16 protein-coding genes are annotated in these 22,382 nt (G+C 41.1%); 10 read left to right on the forward strand and 6 right to left on the reverse strand.

Features of this window, described 5'->3' with window-relative positions; all coding sequences use genetic code 11:
- Window positions 1-72 precede the first annotated feature (72 nt).
- Entirely contained in the window at window positions 73-2,919 is a 2,847-nt protein-coding gene (locus AC1RRY_RS01345) for a M16 family metallopeptidase (RefSeq protein ID WP_492818744.1), read from the forward strand.
- 54 nt (window positions 2,920-2,973) lie between these two features.
- Here the strand turns inward: AC1RRY_RS01345 and AC1RRY_RS01350 are convergent, their stop codons facing one another.
- The 4 genes from AC1RRY_RS01350 to AC1RRY_RS01365 all read right to left on the reverse strand — a co-directional run bounded on the left by AC1RRY_RS01350 (window position 2,974) and on the right by AC1RRY_RS01365 (window position 7,748).
- Complete coding sequence (locus tag AC1RRY_RS01350; protein ID WP_492818742.1) at window positions 2,974-3,609, reverse strand: TetR/AcrR family transcriptional regulator; 636 nt, start codon at window positions 3,607-3,609, stop codon at window positions 2,974-2,976.
- A gap of 184 nt (window positions 3,610-3,793) precedes the next feature.
- On the reverse strand, window positions 3,794-5,035 hold the full coding sequence (locus AC1RRY_RS01355) for a PQQ-dependent sugar dehydrogenase (RefSeq protein WP_492818740.1): 1,242 nt from the start codon (window positions 5,033-5,035) through the stop codon (window positions 3,794-3,796).
- Between the two features lie 219 nt (window positions 5,036-5,254).
- Window positions 5,255-5,998 carry a response regulator gene (locus tag AC1RRY_RS01360; protein WP_492818738.1) on the reverse strand — a complete coding sequence of 248 codons (744 nt, stop codon included), beginning with the start codon at window positions 5,996-5,998 and terminating at the stop codon, window positions 5,255-5,257.
- Window positions 5,991-7,748 carry a sensor histidine kinase gene (locus tag AC1RRY_RS01365; RefSeq protein WP_492818736.1) on the reverse strand — a complete coding sequence of 586 codons (1,758 nt, stop codon included), beginning with the start codon at window positions 7,746-7,748 and terminating at the stop codon, window positions 5,991-5,993. Before AC1RRY_RS01365 ends, AC1RRY_RS01360 begins: the two co-directional genes overlap by 8 nt.
- A gap of 213 nt (window positions 7,749-7,961) precedes the next feature.
- On the opposite strand from AC1RRY_RS01365, the gene AC1RRY_RS01370 reads away from it, so the two are divergent.
- The 7 genes from AC1RRY_RS01370 (at window position 7,962) to AC1RRY_RS01400 (ending at window position 16,505) form a co-directional block, all read left to right on the forward strand.
- Entirely contained in the window at window positions 7,962-9,128 is a 1,167-nt protein-coding gene (locus AC1RRY_RS01370; RefSeq protein WP_492818734.1) for an RCC1 domain-containing protein, read from the forward strand.
- A 444-nt stretch (window positions 9,129-9,572) separates the two neighbouring features.
- Window positions 9,573-10,436: an LpoB-related protein gene (locus AC1RRY_RS01375; RefSeq protein ID WP_492818732.1), complete on the forward strand. Its 864-nt coding sequence runs from the start codon at window positions 9,573-9,575 to the stop codon at window positions 10,434-10,436.
- A gap of 2 nt (window positions 10,437-10,438) precedes the next feature.
- Window positions 10,439-10,915 (forward strand): hypothetical protein, encoded by a 477-nt coding sequence (locus AC1RRY_RS01380; RefSeq protein ID WP_492818730.1) that lies wholly within the window; start codon window positions 10,439-10,441, stop codon window positions 10,913-10,915.
- A 21-nt stretch (window positions 10,916-10,936) separates the two neighbouring features.
- On the forward strand, window positions 10,937-11,848 hold the full coding sequence (locus AC1RRY_RS01385; protein WP_492818728.1) for a DUF6175 family protein: 912 nt from the start codon (window positions 10,937-10,939) through the stop codon (window positions 11,846-11,848).
- A gap of 4 nt (window positions 11,849-11,852) precedes the next feature.
- A complete protein-coding gene (locus tag AC1RRY_RS01390) occupies window positions 11,853-12,800 on the forward strand; it encodes a hypothetical protein (RefSeq protein ID WP_492818726.1) in 948 nt (315 codons plus the stop codon).
- 127 nt (window positions 12,801-12,927) lie between these two features.
- Window positions 12,928-13,272, forward strand: a complete 345-nt coding sequence (locus tag AC1RRY_RS01395) for a hypothetical protein (protein WP_492818724.1) — start codon at window positions 12,928-12,930, stop codon at window positions 13,270-13,272.
- A 209-nt stretch (window positions 13,273-13,481) separates the two neighbouring features.
- Window positions 13,482-16,505, forward strand: coding sequence for a PVC-type heme-binding CxxCH protein (locus AC1RRY_RS01400; RefSeq protein ID WP_492818722.1), 3,024 nt, complete (start codon window positions 13,482-13,484; stop codon window positions 16,503-16,505).
- 48 nt (window positions 16,506-16,553) lie between these two features.
- Here AC1RRY_RS01400 and AC1RRY_RS01405 read toward each other — a convergent pair whose 3' ends face one another.
- Together AC1RRY_RS01405 and smpB are read right to left on the reverse strand one after the other, a co-directional pair.
- Window positions 16,554-17,357, reverse strand: a complete 804-nt coding sequence (locus AC1RRY_RS01405) for an HpcH/HpaI aldolase family protein (RefSeq protein WP_492818720.1) — start codon at window positions 17,355-17,357, stop codon at window positions 16,554-16,556.
- A gap of 38 nt (window positions 17,358-17,395) precedes the next feature.
- The gene (smpB, locus tag AC1RRY_RS01410; RefSeq protein WP_492818718.1) at window positions 17,396-17,851 is read right to left on the reverse strand and encodes an SsrA-binding protein SmpB; all 456 of its coding nucleotides are present in this window, start codon (window positions 17,849-17,851) and stop codon (window positions 17,396-17,398) included.
- Between the two features lie 848 nt (window positions 17,852-18,699).
- On the opposite strand from smpB, the gene hflX reads away from it, so the two are divergent.
- On the forward strand, window positions 18,700-19,935 hold the full coding sequence (gene hflX, locus AC1RRY_RS01415; RefSeq protein ID WP_492818716.1) for a GTPase HflX: 1,236 nt from the start codon (window positions 18,700-18,702) through the stop codon (window positions 19,933-19,935).
- A gap of 91 nt (window positions 19,936-20,026) precedes the next feature.
- Window positions 20,027-22,381 carry a ribonuclease R gene (gene rnr, locus AC1RRY_RS01420; RefSeq protein WP_492818714.1) on the forward strand — a complete coding sequence of 785 codons (2,355 nt, stop codon included), beginning with the start codon at window positions 20,027-20,029 and terminating at the stop codon, window positions 22,379-22,381.
- Window position 22,382: the final 1 nt, after the last annotated feature.

Consider the following 22,382-nt stretch of genomic DNA (forward strand, 5'->3'; position numbering starts at 1 on the left):
TGTAAGTTAAAGACTTATACTTATTTTGTCATTTCTTTGTATGTAAATATTTACTAATTACTCCCCAAAATTATGTTAAAAAATTACCGGCAACTCCCATTCAGGCATATAGCTATTACTTTGCTTGTGGGCATTTTCTTGCTGAGTGGAGACCTATTCGCTCAGAAGAAAGGAAAGAAAAAAGGCGATGTTAAGGCTGCGACTGAAAAACCTGTGATTCCCGATCCTGTTAAAGTTACATCGGTGGAAGGCATTACAGAATACCTTTTAGGAAATGGTCTCAGAGTATTAATGTTTCCGGATCTCTCAAAACAAACCATTACTGTTAACATTACCTATCTGGTGGGTTCGCGCCATGAAGGTTACGGTGAAACAGGTATGGCTCACTTGTTAGAACACATGGTGTTCAAGGGTTCAACCAAGCACACCAACATTCCACAAGAACTGACAGACCACGGTGCACGCCCGAATGGTACAACCTGGCTTGATCGCACCAACTATTTCGAGACTTTTTCAGCCACAGACGAAAATCTGAAATGGGCGCTGGATCTGGAGTCTGACAGAATGATAAACTCGTTTATCAAAAAAGAAGATCTGGAAAAAGAATTTTCTGTGGTAAGAAATGAGTTTGAAATGGGTGAAAATGACCCTGAAAGTGTATTAAGCGAAAGAGTAATTTCTACAGCCTATTTATGGCATAACTACGGTAACTCTACCATTGGCTCACGCGAAGATATTGAGCGAGTACCCATAGAAAACCTGCAGGCTTTTTATAAAAAGTATTATCAGCCCGACAACGCAGTATTATTGGTTGCCGGAAAAATGGATGAGGCTAAAACCCTTAAACTGGTAAACGAATATTTTGGCGCTATTCCTCGCCCGACACGTGTATTACAGCCAACTTATACAGTTGAGCCGGTACAAGACGGCGAACGCTCGGTGGTGTTGCGTCGTGTTGGCGATGTGCAGGCTGTAGGTGTAGCCTACCACATTTGCGGTAATGCTCACCCTGACTACCCGGCTTTAGATGTGTTGCAAGGTATTCTGACCAGCGAACCGGCAGGTAAAATATATAAATCATTGGTTGAAACCAAAAAGGCCTCTAACCAATACGCCTATTCGTTCACCAATAAAGACCCGACGTTCCTGTACTTTGGAGCAGCTGTTCTGAAAGATAAAGACCTGGAAGACGCTAAAAAAACCATGCTGGCTACTTTAGACGCGGTTCCGACGATGCAAATCACGAAAGAAGATGTTGACCGTGCTAAGAACGAAATCCTGAAAACGCTTGAGTTGACGCTCCGTAATACTGAAAGAGCCGGCTTGCAAATGAGTGAATACATCGGTGCGGGCGACTGGAGACTGGCGTTTATTTACCGTGATGCCGTTGAAAAAGTAAAACCGGAAGATGTGGCACGAGTAGCTAAATTCTACTTTAAGCCTTCGAACCGTACCATCGGTTTGTTTATTCCGGAAGAAAACTCAGAACGTGTAAAAGTACCGGAGTCTCCGAATGTGGATGACTTGGTGAAAAACTACAAAGGCCGTGCAGTGGTAGCGCAAGGTGAAGCATTTGACCCGTCACCGGCTAATATCGAAAGCCGTACGAAACGTGGTCAGGAGCCAAACGGACTAGAGTATGCCTTATTGCCAAAATCAACTCGTGGCAATACTGTAAGGGCCAATATCGTATTAAGAATGGGTGACGAGCAAAGCCTGCAAAACAAACAGACTATTGCCTCGTTTACTGCCTCGATGTTGAATAAAGGTACCAAAACCCTGACACGTCAGCAGATTAAAGATACACTGGATAAACTGAAGGCGCAGGTATTTTTTGGTGGCGGTGGTAACAATGTATCAGTAAATATTGAATCGAGCAAAGATAATCTGCCTAAGGCCTTAGCTATCGTAAACGATATTCTGAAAAACCCGGTGTTTGATGCCAACGAGTTTGATAAACTAAGACAAGAAAACATTGCTCAGATAGAAGCACAGAAAAGCGACCCGCAGGGTCTGGCGTTCACGGCGTTTCAACGAACCATGAATCCATATCCGAAAAGCGATGTCCGTTATGTGGGAACACTGGATGAACAACTGGAAAATGTAAAAAATGTAAAACTGGAAGACCTGAAGAAATTCTATGCTGATTTCTACGGTGCATCGGCGGCTACTATTTCTGTAGTGGGCGACTTTGATGAAGCAGCTGTCAGAAAAATCATCAGCACATCGTTTGGCACCTGGAAAAGCCCGACTCCGTTTAAACGTATTCAGGCGGTTTATCAGGATATCGCTCCGACCAACAACGCTATCAAGACCCCTGACAAAGCCAATGCGCTCTTCCTGGCAGGTCTGAATATGCCTTTGCAAGACACCGATGTTGACTACCCGGCACTTATTCTGGGTAACTATATGCTGGGGGGTGGCTTCCTGAGCTCTCGTCTTGCTGTCAGAATCCGTCAGAAAGAAGGAATCAGTTACGGTGTTGGTTCGCAATTAACAGGTGCACCATTCGATAAATCGGGTAATTTCATGACTTACGCTATTTATGCACCGGAGAACGCAGAAAAACTGGAAAAAGCATTCTATGAAGAGATGAACAAAGTGGTTTCTGAAGGCTTCACAGAAGAAGAACTGAAAGCGGCTAAGTCTGGCTGGTTACAAAGCCGTAGCGTATCTCGTTCTCAGGACAATGAGTTGTCGAGTCGTTTAAACAACTATCTGTATTATGACAGAACCCTTGCTTTTGACGCCGACTTTGAGAAAAAAGTAGAAGCTTTAACGGCAGAGCAGGTAAATGCTGCCATGAAGAAATTCATTGATCCGAAGAAAATCTCTATCGTAAAAGCCGGTGATTTTGATAAAAAGGCAACAACTGGCACGCCAGCTCCGGCTCCGGGAGTATCTGGTAGTAAAAATTGATATGGACGACATGAACTGAAAGTTCATCTGAATAAAATTACGCAGGCGGAGGCTCTACAACAGAGCTTCCGTTTGTTTTTGCAGCTCCCGGTATTCGTCCAGACCTTTCTCTGTCAGATAAGGCACAATCAGCGTAAAGGCAATATTCAGATACGTTGATAATTTGTCTTCTTCTGTGCCCTCATACAAAATTTCGGCGCTGACCAACCAGAAATCGCTGATAATAAAAAGTTGGTTGAAGAAGTTTTCATACTGACCTTCAATCATTTCCGGCTTTAAGAATCCGGCTTGTATTCCGGCGTTTATTCCTTCCTGAAAAAAAACTCTCCGGTTTCTAATCAATTCTCTGTGTTTCTGTTTCAGATTTGGGTTTCGCCTGATAAGATGGATGAAGTCCTGCATTAAAAACCTATATTTATATAGTTTCTCAAACACAAAAGCTGATAGTCTATTAAGTGTTTGAAGGCTCACAGTCTTTAATAAAGCGGGTTCATCCAGAACGTTATTCAGTTCATTAATCAGTTGTTCATACAGTGTTTCAGCAATGGCATCAGTATTCGGAAAATGATAACACAGATTTCCATGACTCATACCCAATTCTTTAGCAATGTGCCTGACAGTAACGGCGTCTATACCGTGTTCATTAAATAGTTGCAGGGAAGTCTGAAGAATCCGTTGTTTGGTAGTCATGAAAAAGAATTTTTCACGAAGATACAAAAACTACCGGTTTTTAGAACGTATGTACTAAATTGAAAGACTCGATTAACAGCTTAGAATAAATGCAGAAGTTTGAAAAGACAATTGATCAGATTGATAAGTAGATTAAGCTGGATTCAGGAGGCCTTCGGATTTTAATCCGAAGGCCTCCTAAGTATTATTTCAAATATATTCTGTATAGCCGGCCCTCGTCTGTTACGGCATATAAGGTACCGTCAGTACCCTGGGCGATATCGCGGAAACGTTGTTTTTCAGATTCCAACAGTCGTTCTTCACCGGTCACTTTGTTATTTACAATCACCAGCCTGGCAATGTGTGTGCTGCTCAGGCAGGCCAGAAATAGATTATTTTTCCATTCAGGTATGGCATCGCTGCTATAGAAAGTCATACCACTGGCCGATACCACGGGGTCCCAATAGTATATCGGTTGTTCCAGCCCTTCCTTCTGCTGGATACCTTCTCCGATTTTACCGCCTTTATACTCAATACCATAAGTAATGATTGGCCAACCATAGTTTTTTCCGGCTTTAATGAGGTTTACCTCATCCCCACCTTTGGGGCCGAACTCATTTTCCCATAAATCGCCTGTTGTAGGATGAAAAGCAAGCCCTTGTATATTTCTATGTCCATAAGAGTAAATTTCAGGTTTGTTGTTGGGATCTCCCGCAAAAGGGTTACCGCTGGCAGGTTTTCCGTCCTTGGTGATTTTTACTATTTTACCTAAAGCCGAATTTAAGGATTGCGCCTGCGGACGGGTTTCGAGATCAGAGCGCTCACCGGTACTTATAAATAAATTCCCGCTTTTGTCAAAAACGATGCGTCCGCCGTAATGTTTGTCACCATCGTAAGCCGGAGTAGCTCTGTAAATAACAGTGGCACCTTCAATTCTTTTTTCATCTGCTGAAAGTTTCCCTTTCGCCACTGCGGTCAGATTCCCATCCTGACGTTTCTCTGAAAATACCCAATAAACCATACGGTTTTTATTAAAATCAGGGTCAATGGTCAAGCCTAATAAGCCACCTTGTCCGTCAGGGTTTACCTTCGGAACTCCCGTTATAGGCGCACTTAACGTACTTGCTCCGGCTGCTATTCTCATGGTTCCCTCTTTTTCTGTAATAAGTAGACGCCCATCTGGCAATACAGCAATACCCCAGGGTTTTTTCAGGTCGCTTGTTACGACGGTTGCTTTGAAAGGAGTTTGAGTGATTGCCGCTGCAATTCTTGTCTGTCCTTCAAAGGCAGGTTCGTAATTGGTATTGGGTTCTTTGGTTTCGACTGAAGCTACCGTTGAGATACTGTCTCCATTGGCAGTAGTGCTTTGCGAATCAGAAGAGTTGTTCTTGCAGGAAGACAAACCCAGCAGGGCAACTGCAAAGCATGTCAGCATTTCTTTTTTCATTGTTGTGCTATTTTTGTGTGATAAATCTGATAATTGTATTAAAAATTGAATGCCAGTAGTATATAGGCACACTGAGGGGTGAGGTTACAATAATTGTATAAATACAATTATTGTATAAAACAGTATCTGACAGACAATTGTTTGAAGAGATAAGAAGATATCCCGCTATAAACAATGAGAGATAATTTAAATCGATGTATTCAGATTTTTAGTAGTCAATTAATGAGGTGTTTTTATTATTAGAAGTCTTTTCATCAGTTCTGTACTTTTAGCTTCAGAAATAGAAATGGGTTTCTGCTGGCTATGCATCCATAGTTGACCGCGTTCCACCCGGTCGATATAATCCATATTAATGAGTAACGATCTTGATAGCCGGTAGAAGCCGGTATCGCTGAAGTGCTCAGCGATGTATCCTAAATTCATGGAAAAAAGCTTTGGCTGTTGTTCATTCAGTATATAGGCATTTACGTAGGCACCATTGGCTTGAAGATATACTACATCAGTCTTAGATAATTTTTCGTAGCCTTTATTAAACGGGAGGTAAAGAAAATCTGAATTATTGGTTGAGTGCTGCTTTTTAGCCTTCACACTGTTGGCATAGGCCAATTCAAGCTGAATAGCTAATTCATGGGTGCGAAAAGGCTTAAGTAAGTAGGCCGCGGGATTCGTTTCCCGCGCTCTCAGCACTGTGTCAGGTTCAGAAAATCCTGTGAGGTAAATTATCGGCATTGAGTGATAAGTCAGAAGTTCTCTGACTGTTGAGATGCCGTCATGTGTTGAGTCGTCTAAATTGACATCGACCAATGCGATATCAGGCAACTGCTTTTCTATGGCATTGATGGCTTCATTATAATTGCGGGCAATAGCAATTACCTCATATCCGACACTCAGAAGTTTTTCTTCTATGTCGGTTGCAATCATTAACTCGTCTTCGATAATTAATACTTTGAGCGGCTTAGGCATAGATGGGTTTATTAACTGAATTAAATTGCATTTGAAACACAGTTCCATTTTCATTTCTGAACTCGCAGGTTCCGTACAATTGCGCAACCTGCATCAGAATAAGTTTAAGCCCGAACGATTTGTTGTTCTTATACTTTTCAAAATCGAATCCGGGTCCGTTGTCAGTGAACATAATATTTATTTTGTTGTTGCCTGCTTTGCAACTGATAGAAATCGAGGGGTCATCGTTTTCAGTAAATGCATATTTACATGCGTTAGTACTCAGTTCATTAACAATCAGACCTACAGATAAGGCATGGCTGGGTTTTAATTCCAGATCATCAACTTCAAAAGTTGTTTCTACTTTGGCAAAGCCATAGGTCAGGAGTACGCCATTTACAACTTCCTGAAGAAAATCTCTCATATTTACTACAATTAGCTTATCGCCGTCATACAATTTGCGATGCAGAATAGCCATAGTTTCTACCCTTAGCTGGCTTTCGCTAACTGCCTGACGCGCCTGCTCGTCTGTTAATCGGTTTGAGTGTAAACTGAGCAGACTTGACACTACCTGCAAATTGTTTTTGACACGATGGTTTTGCTCTTGTACCAATTGTGCATTTCGCTCGCTGATGCGTTGGTTTTTACGGGAAAGGCGAAAGAATGCAACTCCTGTGCCCACTGAAATAAGCAATAATACGAATATGACCGCAATGAAGCGGCGTTGAATCAAAAGGTTTGCAGTATTGGTTGCCAGTTCTTTTTGTTGGGCTTCTAGTTGGATGTCTTTCTTTTCCATTTCATGCTCAAAACTCAATCGACTAAGTGCCCCTTCTCTGTCGGCAAGGTATTTGTTCTTCTCCAATTCGAACCACTTCTCCGAGTGTTCCAGCGCTTTTTTCCAGTTTTTTTTTGCCTTGTAATATTGAGCATAAATACTTTCTAGCTCGTTATTATTCTTAAATACATCCTGATGTGCAGGTAAGGTCTTTCGGAGTTTTTTAGCTTCATTAAGAATTTGATAGCCCTTATCAGGTGAGCCAAGTTTGATGTAAGCACTACCTAAGAGAATTAAGCAGTCATATTCTGCACGAGGTTTCCTGTTCTTTTTCGATAGCTCTACTGCCTTTATAAGATGGCTTAAAGCTTTAGGGTCATTTCTTCTTAGGAATTCACCCCCTAATCCTGCATTTATAGCCACTACTTCCATTTCATCACCACTTTTTTGTGCTATTTTCTGTGTTTTTTTTAAAGTATAAAACAAACTGTCATAATTAGGCTTGGGGGCTTTACTATTCTTTTGACCCAAAGTCCAGTCCATAGAATACATACTAATTAAAGTACCATACGCACGTAAAAGAGTCTTATGTGTACCAACTCTTTTAGCTGCGTTTACAGCAAGGTCAGAATACCGTTTAGCATTGGAATAGTTATAAGTAAGAGCAGAGATGCCATATAAGTAAGAATACAACCTGACCAATTCAAATGAATCGCCTCTTTTCTCCTGAATTCTGAGTGATTTTAGAAAAAAATCTGTAGCAGTTTTAAAATCCGCTGCAGCCTCATAGGTTTTCCCAAAAAGGAAGTACGCCTCTGCCAATAGCAGAGAATCTTTCTTCTGGATGGCCTCTTTCATTACCTGTTGCGCCCATTGAACTTTATGGGGTTGAAGTTTGAGATAAGTGCGTTGTTGCGCCACACTTTCAGGCGCAGAAATAACACAGAATGCGGTAATAAGTAAACAAACAAGCAAGAGAGAAGAGTACCTCATACATAAAGCTTTAGGCTTCAAATGTAGTGAATTTTTGAGAGGGAAATGCGCCAGAAATGGTGTTTAAAAATCAAAAAAATTTCAGAAAGAATTGTTTGAATCCCAGAAAGCAAATGACCGGATTCAGAAAGCAGCGCAAGTTTGATTTTATATATAATGATATATTCGAACAAGGAAATAAGTAAACGTAGATGGATAAAATATTTATATGCAATGAAAAAACTATTCGCAATTATTCTCATTCAGTTAGTTTGTTCATGTTCGGTTAAGAATATCGACAAAGACAATACATCAACTAACAATGGCAATACCGATGGCAATAATAATACCAATGGCTCTTCGGGTAATAGCGATAACGAATCAGAATCAAGTATCAGATTGAGAGCAGGTGGAGCCACTAGTATGGTTTTGAAAACCGATAAAACATTATGGGTTACTGGTAGCAATTTCTATGGCGGTATAGGTGACGGAACAACTGAGAATAAGAAATCCTTTGTCAGGATTGCTACAAACGTTAAAAATGCTGCTACTTCAGGCGATAATGGGTTTATTTTAAAGGACGATAACACCTTATGGGCTGCCGGACAGAATCGATATGGACAAATAGGAGATGGTACGCTTACTGATAGATTATTCCCAGTCAAAGTTATGACAGATGTCAAAACGATATCAATGGGATATGGACATAATCTTATTTTAAAAACAGATAATACGCTATGGGTAGTGGGAAGAAATGATGAGGGGCAATTGGGAGATGGAACGAAGACGCATAAATCAAATCCCGTCAAAATCATGTCAGATGTAAAAGTTATTTCTGCTGGTGGCCTCCATAATCTTGTCCTAAAAAGTGATAACAGTCTTTGGGTATTTGGATATAATTATTTCGGAGAACTAGGCGACGGTACAACAATTACAAGAATAGCCCCTGTAAAAATTATGACTGATATCAAAGCGATATCGGCAGGAGCAGGGCATAGTCTTATTTTAAAGAATGACAACAGTTTATGGGCTACAGGAAGAAATGAGCAAGGACAACTTGGAGATGGTACAAAAATTAACAGGCAAACCCCGGTTAAAATCATGTCTGATGTAAAATCAATGTCAGCAGGTGGATATCATTCCCTGATAGTAAAGATGGACAACAGCCTTTGGGCTTGGGGCCGAAACGATTACGGACAATTAGGTGATGGTTCAAAAATTGAGAGGACTAGCCCTATCAGAGTTATGTCAGACGTGAAAATAATTGCCGGAGGTAGTGTACATAGCCTTATGCTGAAAAACGATGATAGCTTATGGGGAATGGGAAGAAACGAGTATGGCGAATTAGGCGATGGAACGAAAATCGACAAGCTTACTCCTGTAAAGCTGAATATGCTATAGAGGGGCAATTATGATTAATAAACTTCTCAATCTATACGGTATGCTCAAAACAATTTAACGTGACCAAATCATATAAACGTAATTATCCTATGAATAAATATACATACAATATCTGGTAGTGCTTAATATGCTTATACTATCCTCATGTGGCAAGCCTGATGAGATGAATGACCCATCGCCGGGAACCAATAATCCAACCGATTAACCACCGAACATCACCAATATTTCCCCTATGTCAGCAAGGGTAGGTAAGCAGGTTATCTATACCAGTAAAATGTATAAAAACATTTTGTTAGAAAAACTTCCCATTATTAAATCGAAAATATAACTGGTTAAAGCCAATGTGGGCTTTATTAGAAATATTGCCATATCTGTTAGAAACCATTCTCTTGATGAACTAATTGTAGATAATTTCCTAAATAAAAATCAAACCTCTTTAGAAATATGAAATACCTTTTACTGTTTTTTTCATTACTTATCTCTGTCTCATACGCATTTGCGCAGGGTGGTAGCAAACCCACTATCGCTATTCTTCCCTTTCAGAATGGCTCAAATGTGCGAATAGCTGACGCAAGCGCATTGGCACAGAAAGTGGAAAGTGCTTTTATTAACTCCAAACGATTTACAGTAATTGAGAGAACCAATTTTGAGCAGATTTTCAAAGAACTAGAGGCGCAAAAAGCTGAGGTTTATCTGAATAGTTCCAATCTGGCCAAGCAGGGTGAGCTGATAGGCGCCTCTCAACTGGTGGTTGGAAATGTAACATCGGTAAGTGCTGAGGGTACATCCTTTAATATCAAGATTATTGATATTTCAACCGGTGAGACAGTGGGGAGTAAAACTATTTCAGACTTTAACAAAAGAAATACTGCCAACAAATTTGGCGTAGTAGCAAAATACCTTGGTAAGGAAAAAAATAACGGAATTGTAGACCAGGTAGCAAACTCAGTAGGTGGTGCTTTATTGAATATTGATAAAGAAATACAGGATTTTATTAATGAAACCTTTGCACTCACTTATGAGATAGTGCAGATTACTAAATCGAAGGGAGATGAAGCCACAGAGTTAATGATTGTAGGTGGTACATTGAATGGGCTGTCGTCCGGTGATCCATTAGAAATAGTCAGAGAACACATGCTTACTGCCGGAGGCAAGCAATTAAAACAAAAGACTACTATCGGCAAAATAAAGGTCGACAAAGTGCAGGGGGATGTTACACTTTGTAAGGTATCCTCGGGCGGAAAGGAAATTAAGGAAATGTTCTCGCCTTCAAATAATATTTATGCTACAACTATTACCAAAAAATAATCATGAAAAAACTCTTTTTGATTTTATTCGCTGCAATTTTTTTTGTGGGGTGTAGCCGGAATGTCGGTAGTGGGCCTCAAACAGCTTTTGAAGGCGAAGACCCTAAAACGGGCCTTGTAACCATTCTTGTGTCGGGTACAGGTGAAGAAGAAAAAACATTGGCAGCCGGGAAAAGTATTCTTGAAAACATTGCCGCGCGCCGGGCATTTGAGCAGCTACTATTTATCGGCCTGCCCAATAGTGTAAACTATCGTCTGCCACTTTCACCGGATATGAACCGTAGTACCAACGACAATCCGTTTCTTAAGAATTTCTTCGAGTCACGCGAGTACAGAAGATTCATAGTTGATATGCATGCTGTATCTAAAGACCGGAGCTATAATAACCGGAACAGCATCAGATTCAGCGTTACGATTAATGGCGATGCTTTCCGCAAGTATCTGGAGCAAAACAAACAAATAAGAGCATTTGGTTACTAATTACTAAACCCGGCCATACTAATGAAAAAAATACTACTCCTTATACTTACTCTTGCAACTGCCATAAACCTGAAAGGACAGATTAAGACCAACGAAACCCTTGCACAAAAAAATGAAGTAGTTACTAAACCCACCATTATGGTATTTCCTTTCTTCAAGGAAAATGAAGATATAAGAACCATTCTTGAGTCTGATATAAACCGCCGGATTGTTATTACCAAGGTCAAGGAAGCCTTTGATAACCGAGGGTACTCGACAGTAGACTTCATTGCAAAAGCAAGAAGCCTACAGGTAAACAGAGCGCTTGATGATGGCCAGATTGATGTGAAAACCCAGATTGTTCAGGCTTCCGGAGCTGATATTGCAGTAGAAGTAGAGTATGATATCCAGAGAGGGGCATCAGGGAACAGCGTTAAAGTGATTTTAACGGCCTATGAGTCATCTACTTCGGCTTCATTGTCTAATAAGATGGGTCAGAGCCCCAATTTCAGAACGGAAGATGTAGGTGCGCTAGCGGCAAAAGCTACTGAATCAATTGTTGTTGATTTTCTGAATGTAATGCAGGAGAAATTCACAGACATTGTCATTAATGGGAAATATATGGCCATAGAATTTGGACTTAAAGAAGATTCAGAAATAAAAATGAGTACAGAAGTAGGTGCAGATGCGTTGCCGTTGTCAGACACCATTGAAGAGTGGATCAGCAATAATTCAAAAGGCTATCATATTCAGGGTGTTACAGAATTGAAAGTAATGTTTGATCAGGTGAGGATTCCGAGAACAGATGTTACCGGGAAAAACCTGACCCCAACCCGATATGCCTTAGAAATATATAAATTCTGTAATAGCTTGAAATTACCGGGCGACCCTGCCAAGAAGGTTAAAATTGAGCGGCTTATTAAGGGAAATACCATTTTTATAAATTTTAAATAACACCATGAAAATACAATTCATCCTCTTGCTGTTGTGGCTAACCGGCAATAGTACCTATGCGCAAACCGACACCCCTGATGATGAATTTGGGAAACTGAATATTGCGATTGTCATGCCCGGTGAAATAGAAGGATTTAACAATGGTCAGTTAAAAAAGATAGAGACCAAAATGCTTTCGCTGCTTAGCCAGAGTGGTATAGCATCCAGAGCAACAAACAATGGCGTGGTTATGTATCCGGTTATCAGTATTTTCAATGAACAGACAATTAACCCGGGTTTGGAGAAAATCACTGTAATTGATGGAGAGCTAAGCCTGTTTATTAAGCAAATTGATGATAAACTTGTTTTTTCTACTTTTACCAAACGCATAAAAGGTAGCGGGCGTACAAGAGATCAGGCAATTAATAATCTGATATCACTTATCCCAAGCAGAAGTGACGAGTATAATGATTTTGTCTCGAAAGCTAAAACCAAAATTATTGATTATTATAACAAAAGATGTGACATGCTCATTGCAAAGGCCGAGCAGTTATCTAAAACAAATGAACACGCACAGGCTATAAGTATGTTGTTTAATATTCCTGCCGAAACCAGCTGCTTTAAAAAAGCGCAGGAAAAATCTCTGGAAATCTACAGAAACTATCAGAATTATACCTGTGCAACATTTGTCTCGCAGGCGAAAGCAAAGCTGGAAGGTAATAAGTACGAGGAGGGATTTGCCATACTAAGCAAGGTAGACCCATCATCCAGCTGTGCGAAAGATGTGGAAGCGCTTTATAAAAAACATGGCACGGAAGTGGATGCCAATGTAAAACGCTATTGGGATTTGCGTGAGAAAGTACTTCTGAAATCTATTGAGGCAGATAAATACCGATGGAAAGCGATGTCAGAATTAGCCGTTATGTACATAGCCAGCAATAGCAGAAACTATGATTATATCAAAATAAAATAATCTTCAAACCCATTGAAATCATACAAATGCAGATGATGATAGGATTAGTATAATTTAAAGTCAATCGAATTTTTGGGAGTAGAATTAAAGCTTAGTACATTTGTTCTAAATTTCAAATTCTACTCAAATGACAGCAAATGCCAATAAATCATATCTGATTTTAGTTAGAAATATTCTCATTGCCGTTTGTACGGGATCATTGATAGCTTACACCAATTTTCATGTAGAAACAGGCTATTATGCCATGAGCGCCATTGCGCTTTCCAGCTTTCTGATTGGCTTTTTAGAACCACGCAGAGGGTGGATTCTGGCACTGATACAAGGCGCAATAGTGATCAGCTTTTATTATCTAAAACCTATTAAACCTGTCAGCGAAGACCTCGCCATGTTCACGTCCCACATAGCTGTGGGCATGTCGCTGGTGTTTAGTTTTGTAGCCGGGGGACTAGGGCGTTTATTTAAGAAGAAATGAGGTGCATTAATTTAATAATGTTGAAAGGGCTATTGATAGCCCTTTTTTTATGCCCGGCAGTATATACAGAATGATGATATTCAAACAGCAGACTGGTATATCTTACGGAGTTATTGCCCCATCGCGGGATTTTTAGTGCTTAGTAACTATTACCATCTGTTTTTTTATTAATTTACCAATCAGAGTCATTATCCTGTAAATTCTCACCTATGCGCTACCTTTCCGTCATCTTACTATTGTTGCTTTTTTCCTGTGAGCAAAAACCGCAACAGGTACTTTCTCCTGAGCATCAGAAAGCACTGGCTTCGTTGACCGTCATGGACGGATTTAAAGTGGAGCTGGTAGCTGCTGAGCCTTTAGTGGCAGATCCTGTGGCTATGGAGATAGATGAAGACGGAAATATGTATGTAGTTGAAATGCACGGGTACCCCTTAGACCTCAGCAATTCAGGCAAAGTAAAGCTACTGAAAGATACGGACAACGACGGCCTGCCTGACACAAGTATTGTTTTTGCCGATAGCCTGCGGTTGCCTACCGGAATCATGCGCTGGAAAAACGGGATAATTGTGACCGATACACCCGATATAATTTATCTGGAAGATACCAATAACGATGGCAAGGCCGATATACGGAAAGTAATATTGACAGGATTTGCGCTTTCTAACCCTCAGCATAACCTGAACACCCCCCGATACGAGCTCGATAACTGGATTTATCTGGGTCATGAAGCCATAGTTACGCCATTTGTATACAAAAAGGAATTTGGCGATGAAGGACATAATATATTTTTCCCGGATAAGCCTGACGGACAAACATTAGGAAAAAACGCCAATGGTCGTGCGGTGAGGTTTAAGCTGGATAGTTATCAGGTAGAAGAGCAGTCGGGCGAAACGCAGTTCGGACATACGATAGACGCCTGGGGGCATCGCTTATACACCAGCAATGCCGATCATCTGTTTCATGAAGTGCTTGCCGGGCCTTATATGAAAAACAATCCTAATCTACTTATTCCGACTGCTACTCAGGATATTTCTGACCATGGCAATGCAGCTGAGATTTACCCGATTACTGAAAATCCGAACCACCAGTTATTGACAGATGTAGGGGTCATTACTTCGTCTTGTGGTGTTACGTGGTATCTGGGTGGGGCGTTTGGCGACAAATTCAAAGATGTAACTTTTGTGGGTGAGCCAGTGCATAATATGGTACACGCCGATGTTATCAAGCAATCGGGAGCCAGTTTTACTGCGAGTCGCTTGAATGAGAAATCAGAATTTCTGGCCTCAAAAGATGATTGGTTCCGGCCGGTGAATTTCTATGTAGGGCCCGACGGCGCATTGTATGTAATTGATTACTATCGCCAGATTATTGAACACCCTGAGTGGATGTCGGATGAGATTAATAAATCCGGCGCATTGTATAATGGTACAGATAAAGGCCGCATCTATAGGGTAGTACCGGAAAAAGGCCTGCCTATGGATTGGCTGGGTAAATTGAATCTGTCGAAAAAATCAGACGCGGATCTGGTAAAACTGCTGGAAAACGAAAACATCTGGTACCGCCGCACCGCACAAAGATTGTTGTTGCATCGGCAGGCAAAAGGCATAACCGGCGGCCTGAGAGATATTATAGGCAAAAGCGCCTTGCCTGAAGCAAAAGTACATGCCCTGTGGCTGTTGGATGGACTAAAAAGTATTGAAACACAAGATCTTGTTCGGGCTTTTCAGGATGAAGAAGCCGGGGTACGAGAAAACGGTATCAGAGTAGCTGAAAACTACATCAATCAGAATCCGGCAGGAGCAGACATAGAAAAACTAAAAAAGGAATTGATTGCCCTGCAGAATGACGGCAACAATAAAGTCAGATTTCAACTCTTGAATACACTGGGTTTTGTAAAAACTGAGGCTTCGGAACAAGCGCGTTTGAATATTCTGAAACGCGATTTCCATGATAAATGGGTGGGCGTTGCCTGTATAGCCTCCTTTGCAGGGAAAGAAAACCAGATATTTGATTTTGCAGTAAAAGAACTGGCCGGAGAAAAATCTGAAGAGACCGCCGAGTTTTTCTCTAATCTGGGAGCTACTATTGCCAACAGTGGTAATAAAGATGTTTTTGCCGCAGTGTTTGCTAAAGTAAGCGCAGCCGATGGAAATACCGATACTGATTGGTGGAAAGCCGCCACTATCAGCGGTATTTCTAAACTCTGGCATTATAAGGGCATTACCGTACCATTGGCCGACACAGATAAAGAACAGCTACTGATGGCTTTTTCAGCAAAGAGCACGGCGGGATACCGGAAAGCCTGTCTTGATTTGCTGGAAGTAACGGGCCTGCCCAAATCTGCCAATGTAACAGCTAAAATAAAAGAAGCAACAGAGATACTGAATGATAAAAAGCAGGATGAAAAACTGCGTGCCGATGCAGTAGAACTGTTATCAATAGCCAATGCTAAAGCACATAAACAAGGGTTTTTACAATTATTATCTCATAAAGAATCTGAACTGGTGCAGGTTTCTGTGCTAAAAACGCTCAGCAAAATAGGAGATAAGCCAACCTTTGATTTCCTTTTGAAGGAGTTCAAAACTTTTTCGGCGCCCATTCAACAGAAAGTAGTTGAGCTACTCATGGCTAAACCTGAGCGGATTCCTTTATTGCTGACTGCGTTGGAAGAAAAAAGAATTGATAAGTCGGCCATAGGCTGGCGGCAAATGGTTGACCTGATGAATTATGAAGAAACCAATATACGGGCCTTTGCCCGCAAAGTACTGGCTGTTAATGAAGACCGCAAAGCTGTATTGCAGAGCTATATGACTGCCCTGGAAATGAAAGGAGTGCAGGCAAACGGAAAGAAAGTATTTGAGAAAAACTGTGCCACCTGCCACCAGATTGAGGGTGTAAACGGGGTGAATTTCGGGCCGAACCTTTCAACACTGAGAAGCCGCAATTCTAATTCGATTCTGACAGAGATTATTAATCCGAACAATTCGATTGCGGATAAATATGATTTCTGGACATTGACCTTCAAGAATAATAATACCATGGGTGGGGTGATTATGCAGGAAAACGCCAATGTGTTGACATTACGGGAAGTAGGAGGAAAAGAAAGCGTGATTCAGAAAAAAGATATTGCCAAAATGGTGAAGTCAGAATCTTCGATTATGCCCAACGGCTTCGAAAATTCGATTAGTGTCAAAGAAATGGCTGATCTGATAGCATTTATCCAAAATAAATAAGAGAGGCTTCAGACCTCTCTTATGCTTACTGTTCATATTGATATTTTATCAGGCGTAAGGATTGCTTATATTCTGGCTTTGGCCTGTTTCTTTCTGATGGAACTTCTTAATTGTATCCACTGCTCCCTGTTTCAGCAAAGTGGTATCGTTGGCGGCTGTTACAAATCTGAATCCCATTTCCGACATCCGGACAGCCACTTCTGGTGAAGGGCACTGGATTCCGGCAACGAGATTATTTTTGGCACAGGCGTTTAGTACTTTCTCAAAGGCCTTCAATAACTCGATATCATCAAAATCTCCCTGTTTGGGGCGTCTCATGGCAATGCTTAAATCCCAGGGGCCAATGTAGAGCCCGGTCATGGTCGGGGTTTTTGCAATATCTTCTACATTCTTCAGGCCTTCAGCCGTTTCAATCATACTCATGGTTACGATCTCTTCTGTCGATTGCTCAAAGTAATTTTCACCTCCGTAAACACTTGCTCTCACTGGCCCGAAACTCCTGTATCCATTCGGAATATACCGGCAGGCGCCTACAAAACTTTCAGATTCTTCACGCGTGTTAATCATGGGGCAGATAACCCCATAAGCACCCATGTCGAGCATTTTCATGTGTGTGGCGGGGTCGTTCCACGGCACTCTCACTAAAGGAACAGTATGCGTAGTTGAAATAGCCTGCAACATGGTTAGTATGGTCATGTGGTCGCTTGCCAGCCCATGCTGGGCGTCAATGGTCATGGCGTCGAATCCGGAATGCGCCACCACTTCGGCTGTCCACGACGAAGGTATGGTAACCCAGGCGTTCACCACAGTTTTATTATCTTTCCAGAGTTGTTTTAGTCGGTTAGGTCTCATAGGTTTGGTGGGTTTTTCAGGTGAATGGTTCAGTAGGTTTATTCTTCACGCATGCGCTCGCGTGACACGTCTCTTTCCTTAATGGTATCGCGTTTGTCGTACAGCTTCTTACCCTTGGCCAATGCAATTTCCAGCTTGGCAAGGCCGCCGTCATTAATAAACAGGCGCGTTGGTATAATCGTCAATCCCTTGTCAGTCAGTTTATTATCTAAACGTTTCAGCTCTTTTCTTTTCAGTAAGAGTTTCCTGTCACGCAGCGGCTCATGATTATAATGTGTACCCTGCTCGTATTTCGATATATTCAGATTTTTGACAAACAACTCACCATTTATAAAAAAACAATAAGCATCTGTCATGTTGAATTTATTCTGGCGTATCGACTTGATTTCTGTACCTGTCAGAACCATCCCGGCATCATATTTTTCTAAGAAGAAGTATTCAAACCCTGCTTTCTTATTAAATACGTCAATCTTTTTTGCAATTTTCTCTTTCATAACACTACCCTATTGAATCAGACAGATAATCTATCGTATAATTGACACCTGTCAATACACTTAAAACGGAAGCAACATCGTTAGGATGTTTAATACAAAGTTACAAATAAAAAATCCCTGCCTCAAAATAGTGACAGGGATTCCGACTTACGTGCTTTCCTAATAATCCATGTATAAGCTCTATCTGGATTCGATTCCAATGTGAGAAGTTTCGTAAAAAACTTTAAGAAACCTCCCGAAGCATAGCTGAATAAGACAACGATATACAAAAAATCATCCTCACTTTCTCCGACTCCCCCTGTGTATATCTGTATTCAGACGATGCAGATTTTAGTACTAAATAGTGCAATTTATGATATAAAACATCAATACGCAATTAAAATACTAAATTTCTTATTATAAGGTCAGATAAAAATGGCAGGTCAATTTTAGTTTTTTGCACCTGACCAATCCGGAAAATACTAATCTAAAACTGTGCCAAAGTTATCAATCCGAGCAATAAGTATATTTATAATTTTGTAAAATATTGGTAATCAGTAAAATACTTTTTTCTCTCTTACCCAATTGTATTTATTTAATGGGGGTGTAAATTTATTCAAAAAAAAGTATAATCTTTTCATTTTTTTTTGCTATATTTAATTAGACCCGATGGTCGACCGAAAGTTTTTTGTGTAGTAACCTAAAGTATCAGGAAAAAACAATAGTCTTTTTCTTTTCTCCATACTTGGCTGTCTATCGCACTTTTGGTATATTTCGATGAAAGACAATCTGCATGGGAATGGTGATTTGCCGCAGAAACTTTTCATAGGGTTAAATAGTTATCATTAAATAATCAAACAACAGTAAAATTGCTTAATTCACCCATTTTTTCAACTGCGAGACATCAGGAAACGGCCGTTTTGGTTGGTCTGATTACGCAGAAACAAAACGCTGAGCGTACGTATGATTACCTCAACGAATTAGATTTTTTAGCTACTACAGCCGGAGTTGTTACCAAAAAAACATTTGTACAGAGACTGGATAGAGCCGACCAGAAAACTTTTGTAGGGAAAGGAAAACTGGAAGAGATAGAAACATGGATTACGGATAATCCGGTTGACACTATTATTTTTGATGATGATCTGACGCCCTCCCAGGTACGTAACCTTGAGGCCGCATTTAAGGATATAAAAATTCTCGACAGAAGCCTGTTGATTCTGAATATTTTCTCTCAACGTGCCCGAACCGACCAGGCCAAACGTCAGGTTGAGTTAGCTCAATATCAATATCTGTTGCCTCGTCTTACCCGTATGTGGACTCACTTGAGCCGCCAGAAAGGGGGTATCGGTATGCGTGGCCCCGGTGAAAAGGAGTTAGAAACCGATAAGCGGATTGTACAAGACAGAATTGCTTTTTTGAAAGATAAGCTCGAAAAGATAGATAAGCAGAGTATAACCCGCCGCAAAGAGCGAAGCAGGTTGGTGCGTGTGGCGCTGGTTGGGTATACCAACGTAGGTAAGTCTACTTTGATGAGGCGTCTGGCAAAAGCTGATGTATTTGCAGAAAACAAGCTCTTTGCTACGATCGATTCTACTGTCAGAAAAGTAGTGTTGGGGAATATCCCATTCTTGCTGACAGATACCGTAGGGTTTATCAGAAAATTACCCACTACGCTTATTGAGTCATTTAAATCGACATTGGATGAGATTCGGGACGCCGATGTGTTGATGCATGTAGTAGATATTTCTCATCCGGCATTTGAGGAGCAGATTGAAGTAGTAAATGCAACACTGGCAGATATTGGCGCTACAGAAAAACCGACGGTGCTGGTATTTAATAAACTTGATTTGTTCAAGCCAGAAACGGAGGAAAACCTGGACGAGCACCTTGAAACAGTAACCGAAGAAGATTTGCAACGGAATCTTGAAAAACTGAAAAGAAGTTATCTGACCAAAAACACTGAAAATGTAGTGTTTATATCGGCCGAGCAAAAAGAGAATATCGGCGAGTTGCGCGATATTCTGTTAGATAAAGTGCAGGAAAAACATTTCAAGATTTATCCGAACTGGGATCCGACATTGAATCCATTATATGAATGGCAGTAAAAATTTGTTTATCTACACATCAATTAAAACTCGGCCATAACCTAATAATAAATATACAATCAGGCAGATAGATATATCTGCCAGCAATAAAATGGCAAAAAACAAACATCAATCATATTACGATCAGCAAAAGGCAGAAATTCTGGCCTTTTTGTCGGTCAACACCACACGACCTTATACACTTCAGGACCTTTATCAACATTATGACGTACACAACAAGCAGGAAAAGAAACTGTTTGGAATGATTATAGATGATTTGCTGGAAGAAGGCAGGATAAATCAGACAGAAAAAGGCAAGTATACAGTTGATGAAGAGACTAACGCTGTGGTAGGTCGCCTCGACCACGTGAACCCGCGTTTCGGGTTTGTAAGACACGAAGACGGCAAACCGGATATCTGGATAAATGCCGACGATCTGAATGGCGCCATAGACGGCGACCTGGTAAAGGTAGTTACGTTCGGTGATTTTTATCGCAAAGGAGAAAATCCGGAAGGTAGGGTAGTGGAGGTTCTGGAAAGAGGCAGAAGTGAAATTGTCGGAAAGGTACAGGTATTTGGCAATTATGCCCTTGTAAGACCCGACCACAAGAGTCTGCATGAAGATATTTTTATTCCGAAAGAAAAAATAAACGGAGCCACCAAAAATGACCTCGTTATTGTAAAGATCCACACGTATCCTACCAATGCTCAGCAGGCAGTAGGAGAGATTATCGAGATTTTAGGAAAAGCCGGAGAGAATAATGCCGAAATGCACGCCATTCTGGCTGAATTTGGTTTGCCTATCCGGTTCCCGAAAGAAATTGAAGAAGAGGCAGAGCATATTTCCGAAGTGATTGAGGCCGGTGAGATTAAGAAAAGAAAAGACTTCAGGGATATTCTCACATTTACAATTGATCCGCACGACGCCAAGGATTTTGACGATGCCCTGAGTTTCCGGATTCTGGAAAACGGCAACTATGAGATAGGTGTACATATAGCCGATGTAACTCATTACGTGAAACCCGGCACAAGGCTGGAGGAAGAAGCACTGAACAGGGCGACTTCGGTATATCTGGTAGACAGGACGATCCCGATGCTGCCGGAAAAACTTTCGAACAACTTGTGCTCACTGCGTCCGAATGAAGATAAACTTACCTTTTCTGCAGTTTTCGAAATGACTCACGACGGTAGTATTGCCAAAGAGTGGTTTGGGCGTACCATTATTCATTCAGATAAAAGGTTTAGCTACGAAGAAGCACAGGAAATTCTGGAAATAGAAGATGAACAGGTCTGGACGGATGAGATTACCAGACAGTTCGGCAAGCCTTTGCATACGTTGAATCACCTGGCAAAGATTCTTAAAAAAGAACGTTTCAGCAAGGGAGCGATTAACTTTGAAACCAATGAAGTGAAGTTCAGACTGGATGAGAAAGGGAAACCCTTGGGAGTTGTTTTGAAAATAAGAAAAGATGCGCACAAACTCATTGAAGAGTTCATGTTGCTGGCTAACAAGAAAGTAGCCGAATTTGTGTTTAATCTGGGTAAGAAAAAGACGAAAAAATCTGAGGAAGACGCAGAAATACAAACAGGCAACACGATGGTGTATCGGGTGCATGAGCCGCCTAATCCTGAAAAACTTATGAATTTTGCCAATTTTGCTGCTCGTTTTGGTTTTACTATTAAAACTGATTCTGAAAAGGGGTTGTCGAATACCATGAATAAAATGATGGAAGAAGTAGAAGGCACTCCCGTGCAGAATGTACTGGAACAACTGGCCGTAAGAACCATGTCGAAGGCAAGGTATACTACCGAACCAATGGGGCACTTCGGGCTGGCTTTTGAACATTACAGTCACTTTACTTCTCCTATACGTCGTTATCCAGACATGATGGCACACCGCTTATTACAGAATTATCTGGATAAGAAAGGCGCCCCGAGCATCGAAGAATACGAAAAGAAATCGAAGCATTCGTCAGACCGGGAGAAACTGGCTGCCGAAGCTGAAAGAGCCTCTATCAAATACAAACAGGTAGAGTTTATGAGTATGCAAGACCACCAGACCATTTTTGATGGGGTAGTAACGGGTGTGACAGACTTCGGTATTTTTGTAGAAATTACTTCAACCAGTTGTGAGGGCATGGTGCGTCTGGCCGATTTGAATGATGATTTCTATGAACTCGACAAAGAGAATTACAGAGTGGTTGGCAAACGAACCGGCAGAATTATCTCTTTTGGTGAAGCGGTGAAAGTGCGTGTGAAAGCCACCGATCTTGAACGCCGAAGCATGGATCTGGAACTGGTAAGTATAGCCGGTAAGGCTTTCAGGTCATCGTCAGGAACAGCAAACAGTGGCAGAAGAGGTGCTTCGCGTGACAGAGATGGTCGGGGCGGTTCAAGAGGAAGTTCCGGCAGAAAGTCGACAGGCAATAGTTCTACTAAAGATAAAGGTAAAAGAAGAAGAAGATAAC

Source organism: Emticicia sp. GW821-FHT11C11 (assembly GCF_058808615.1).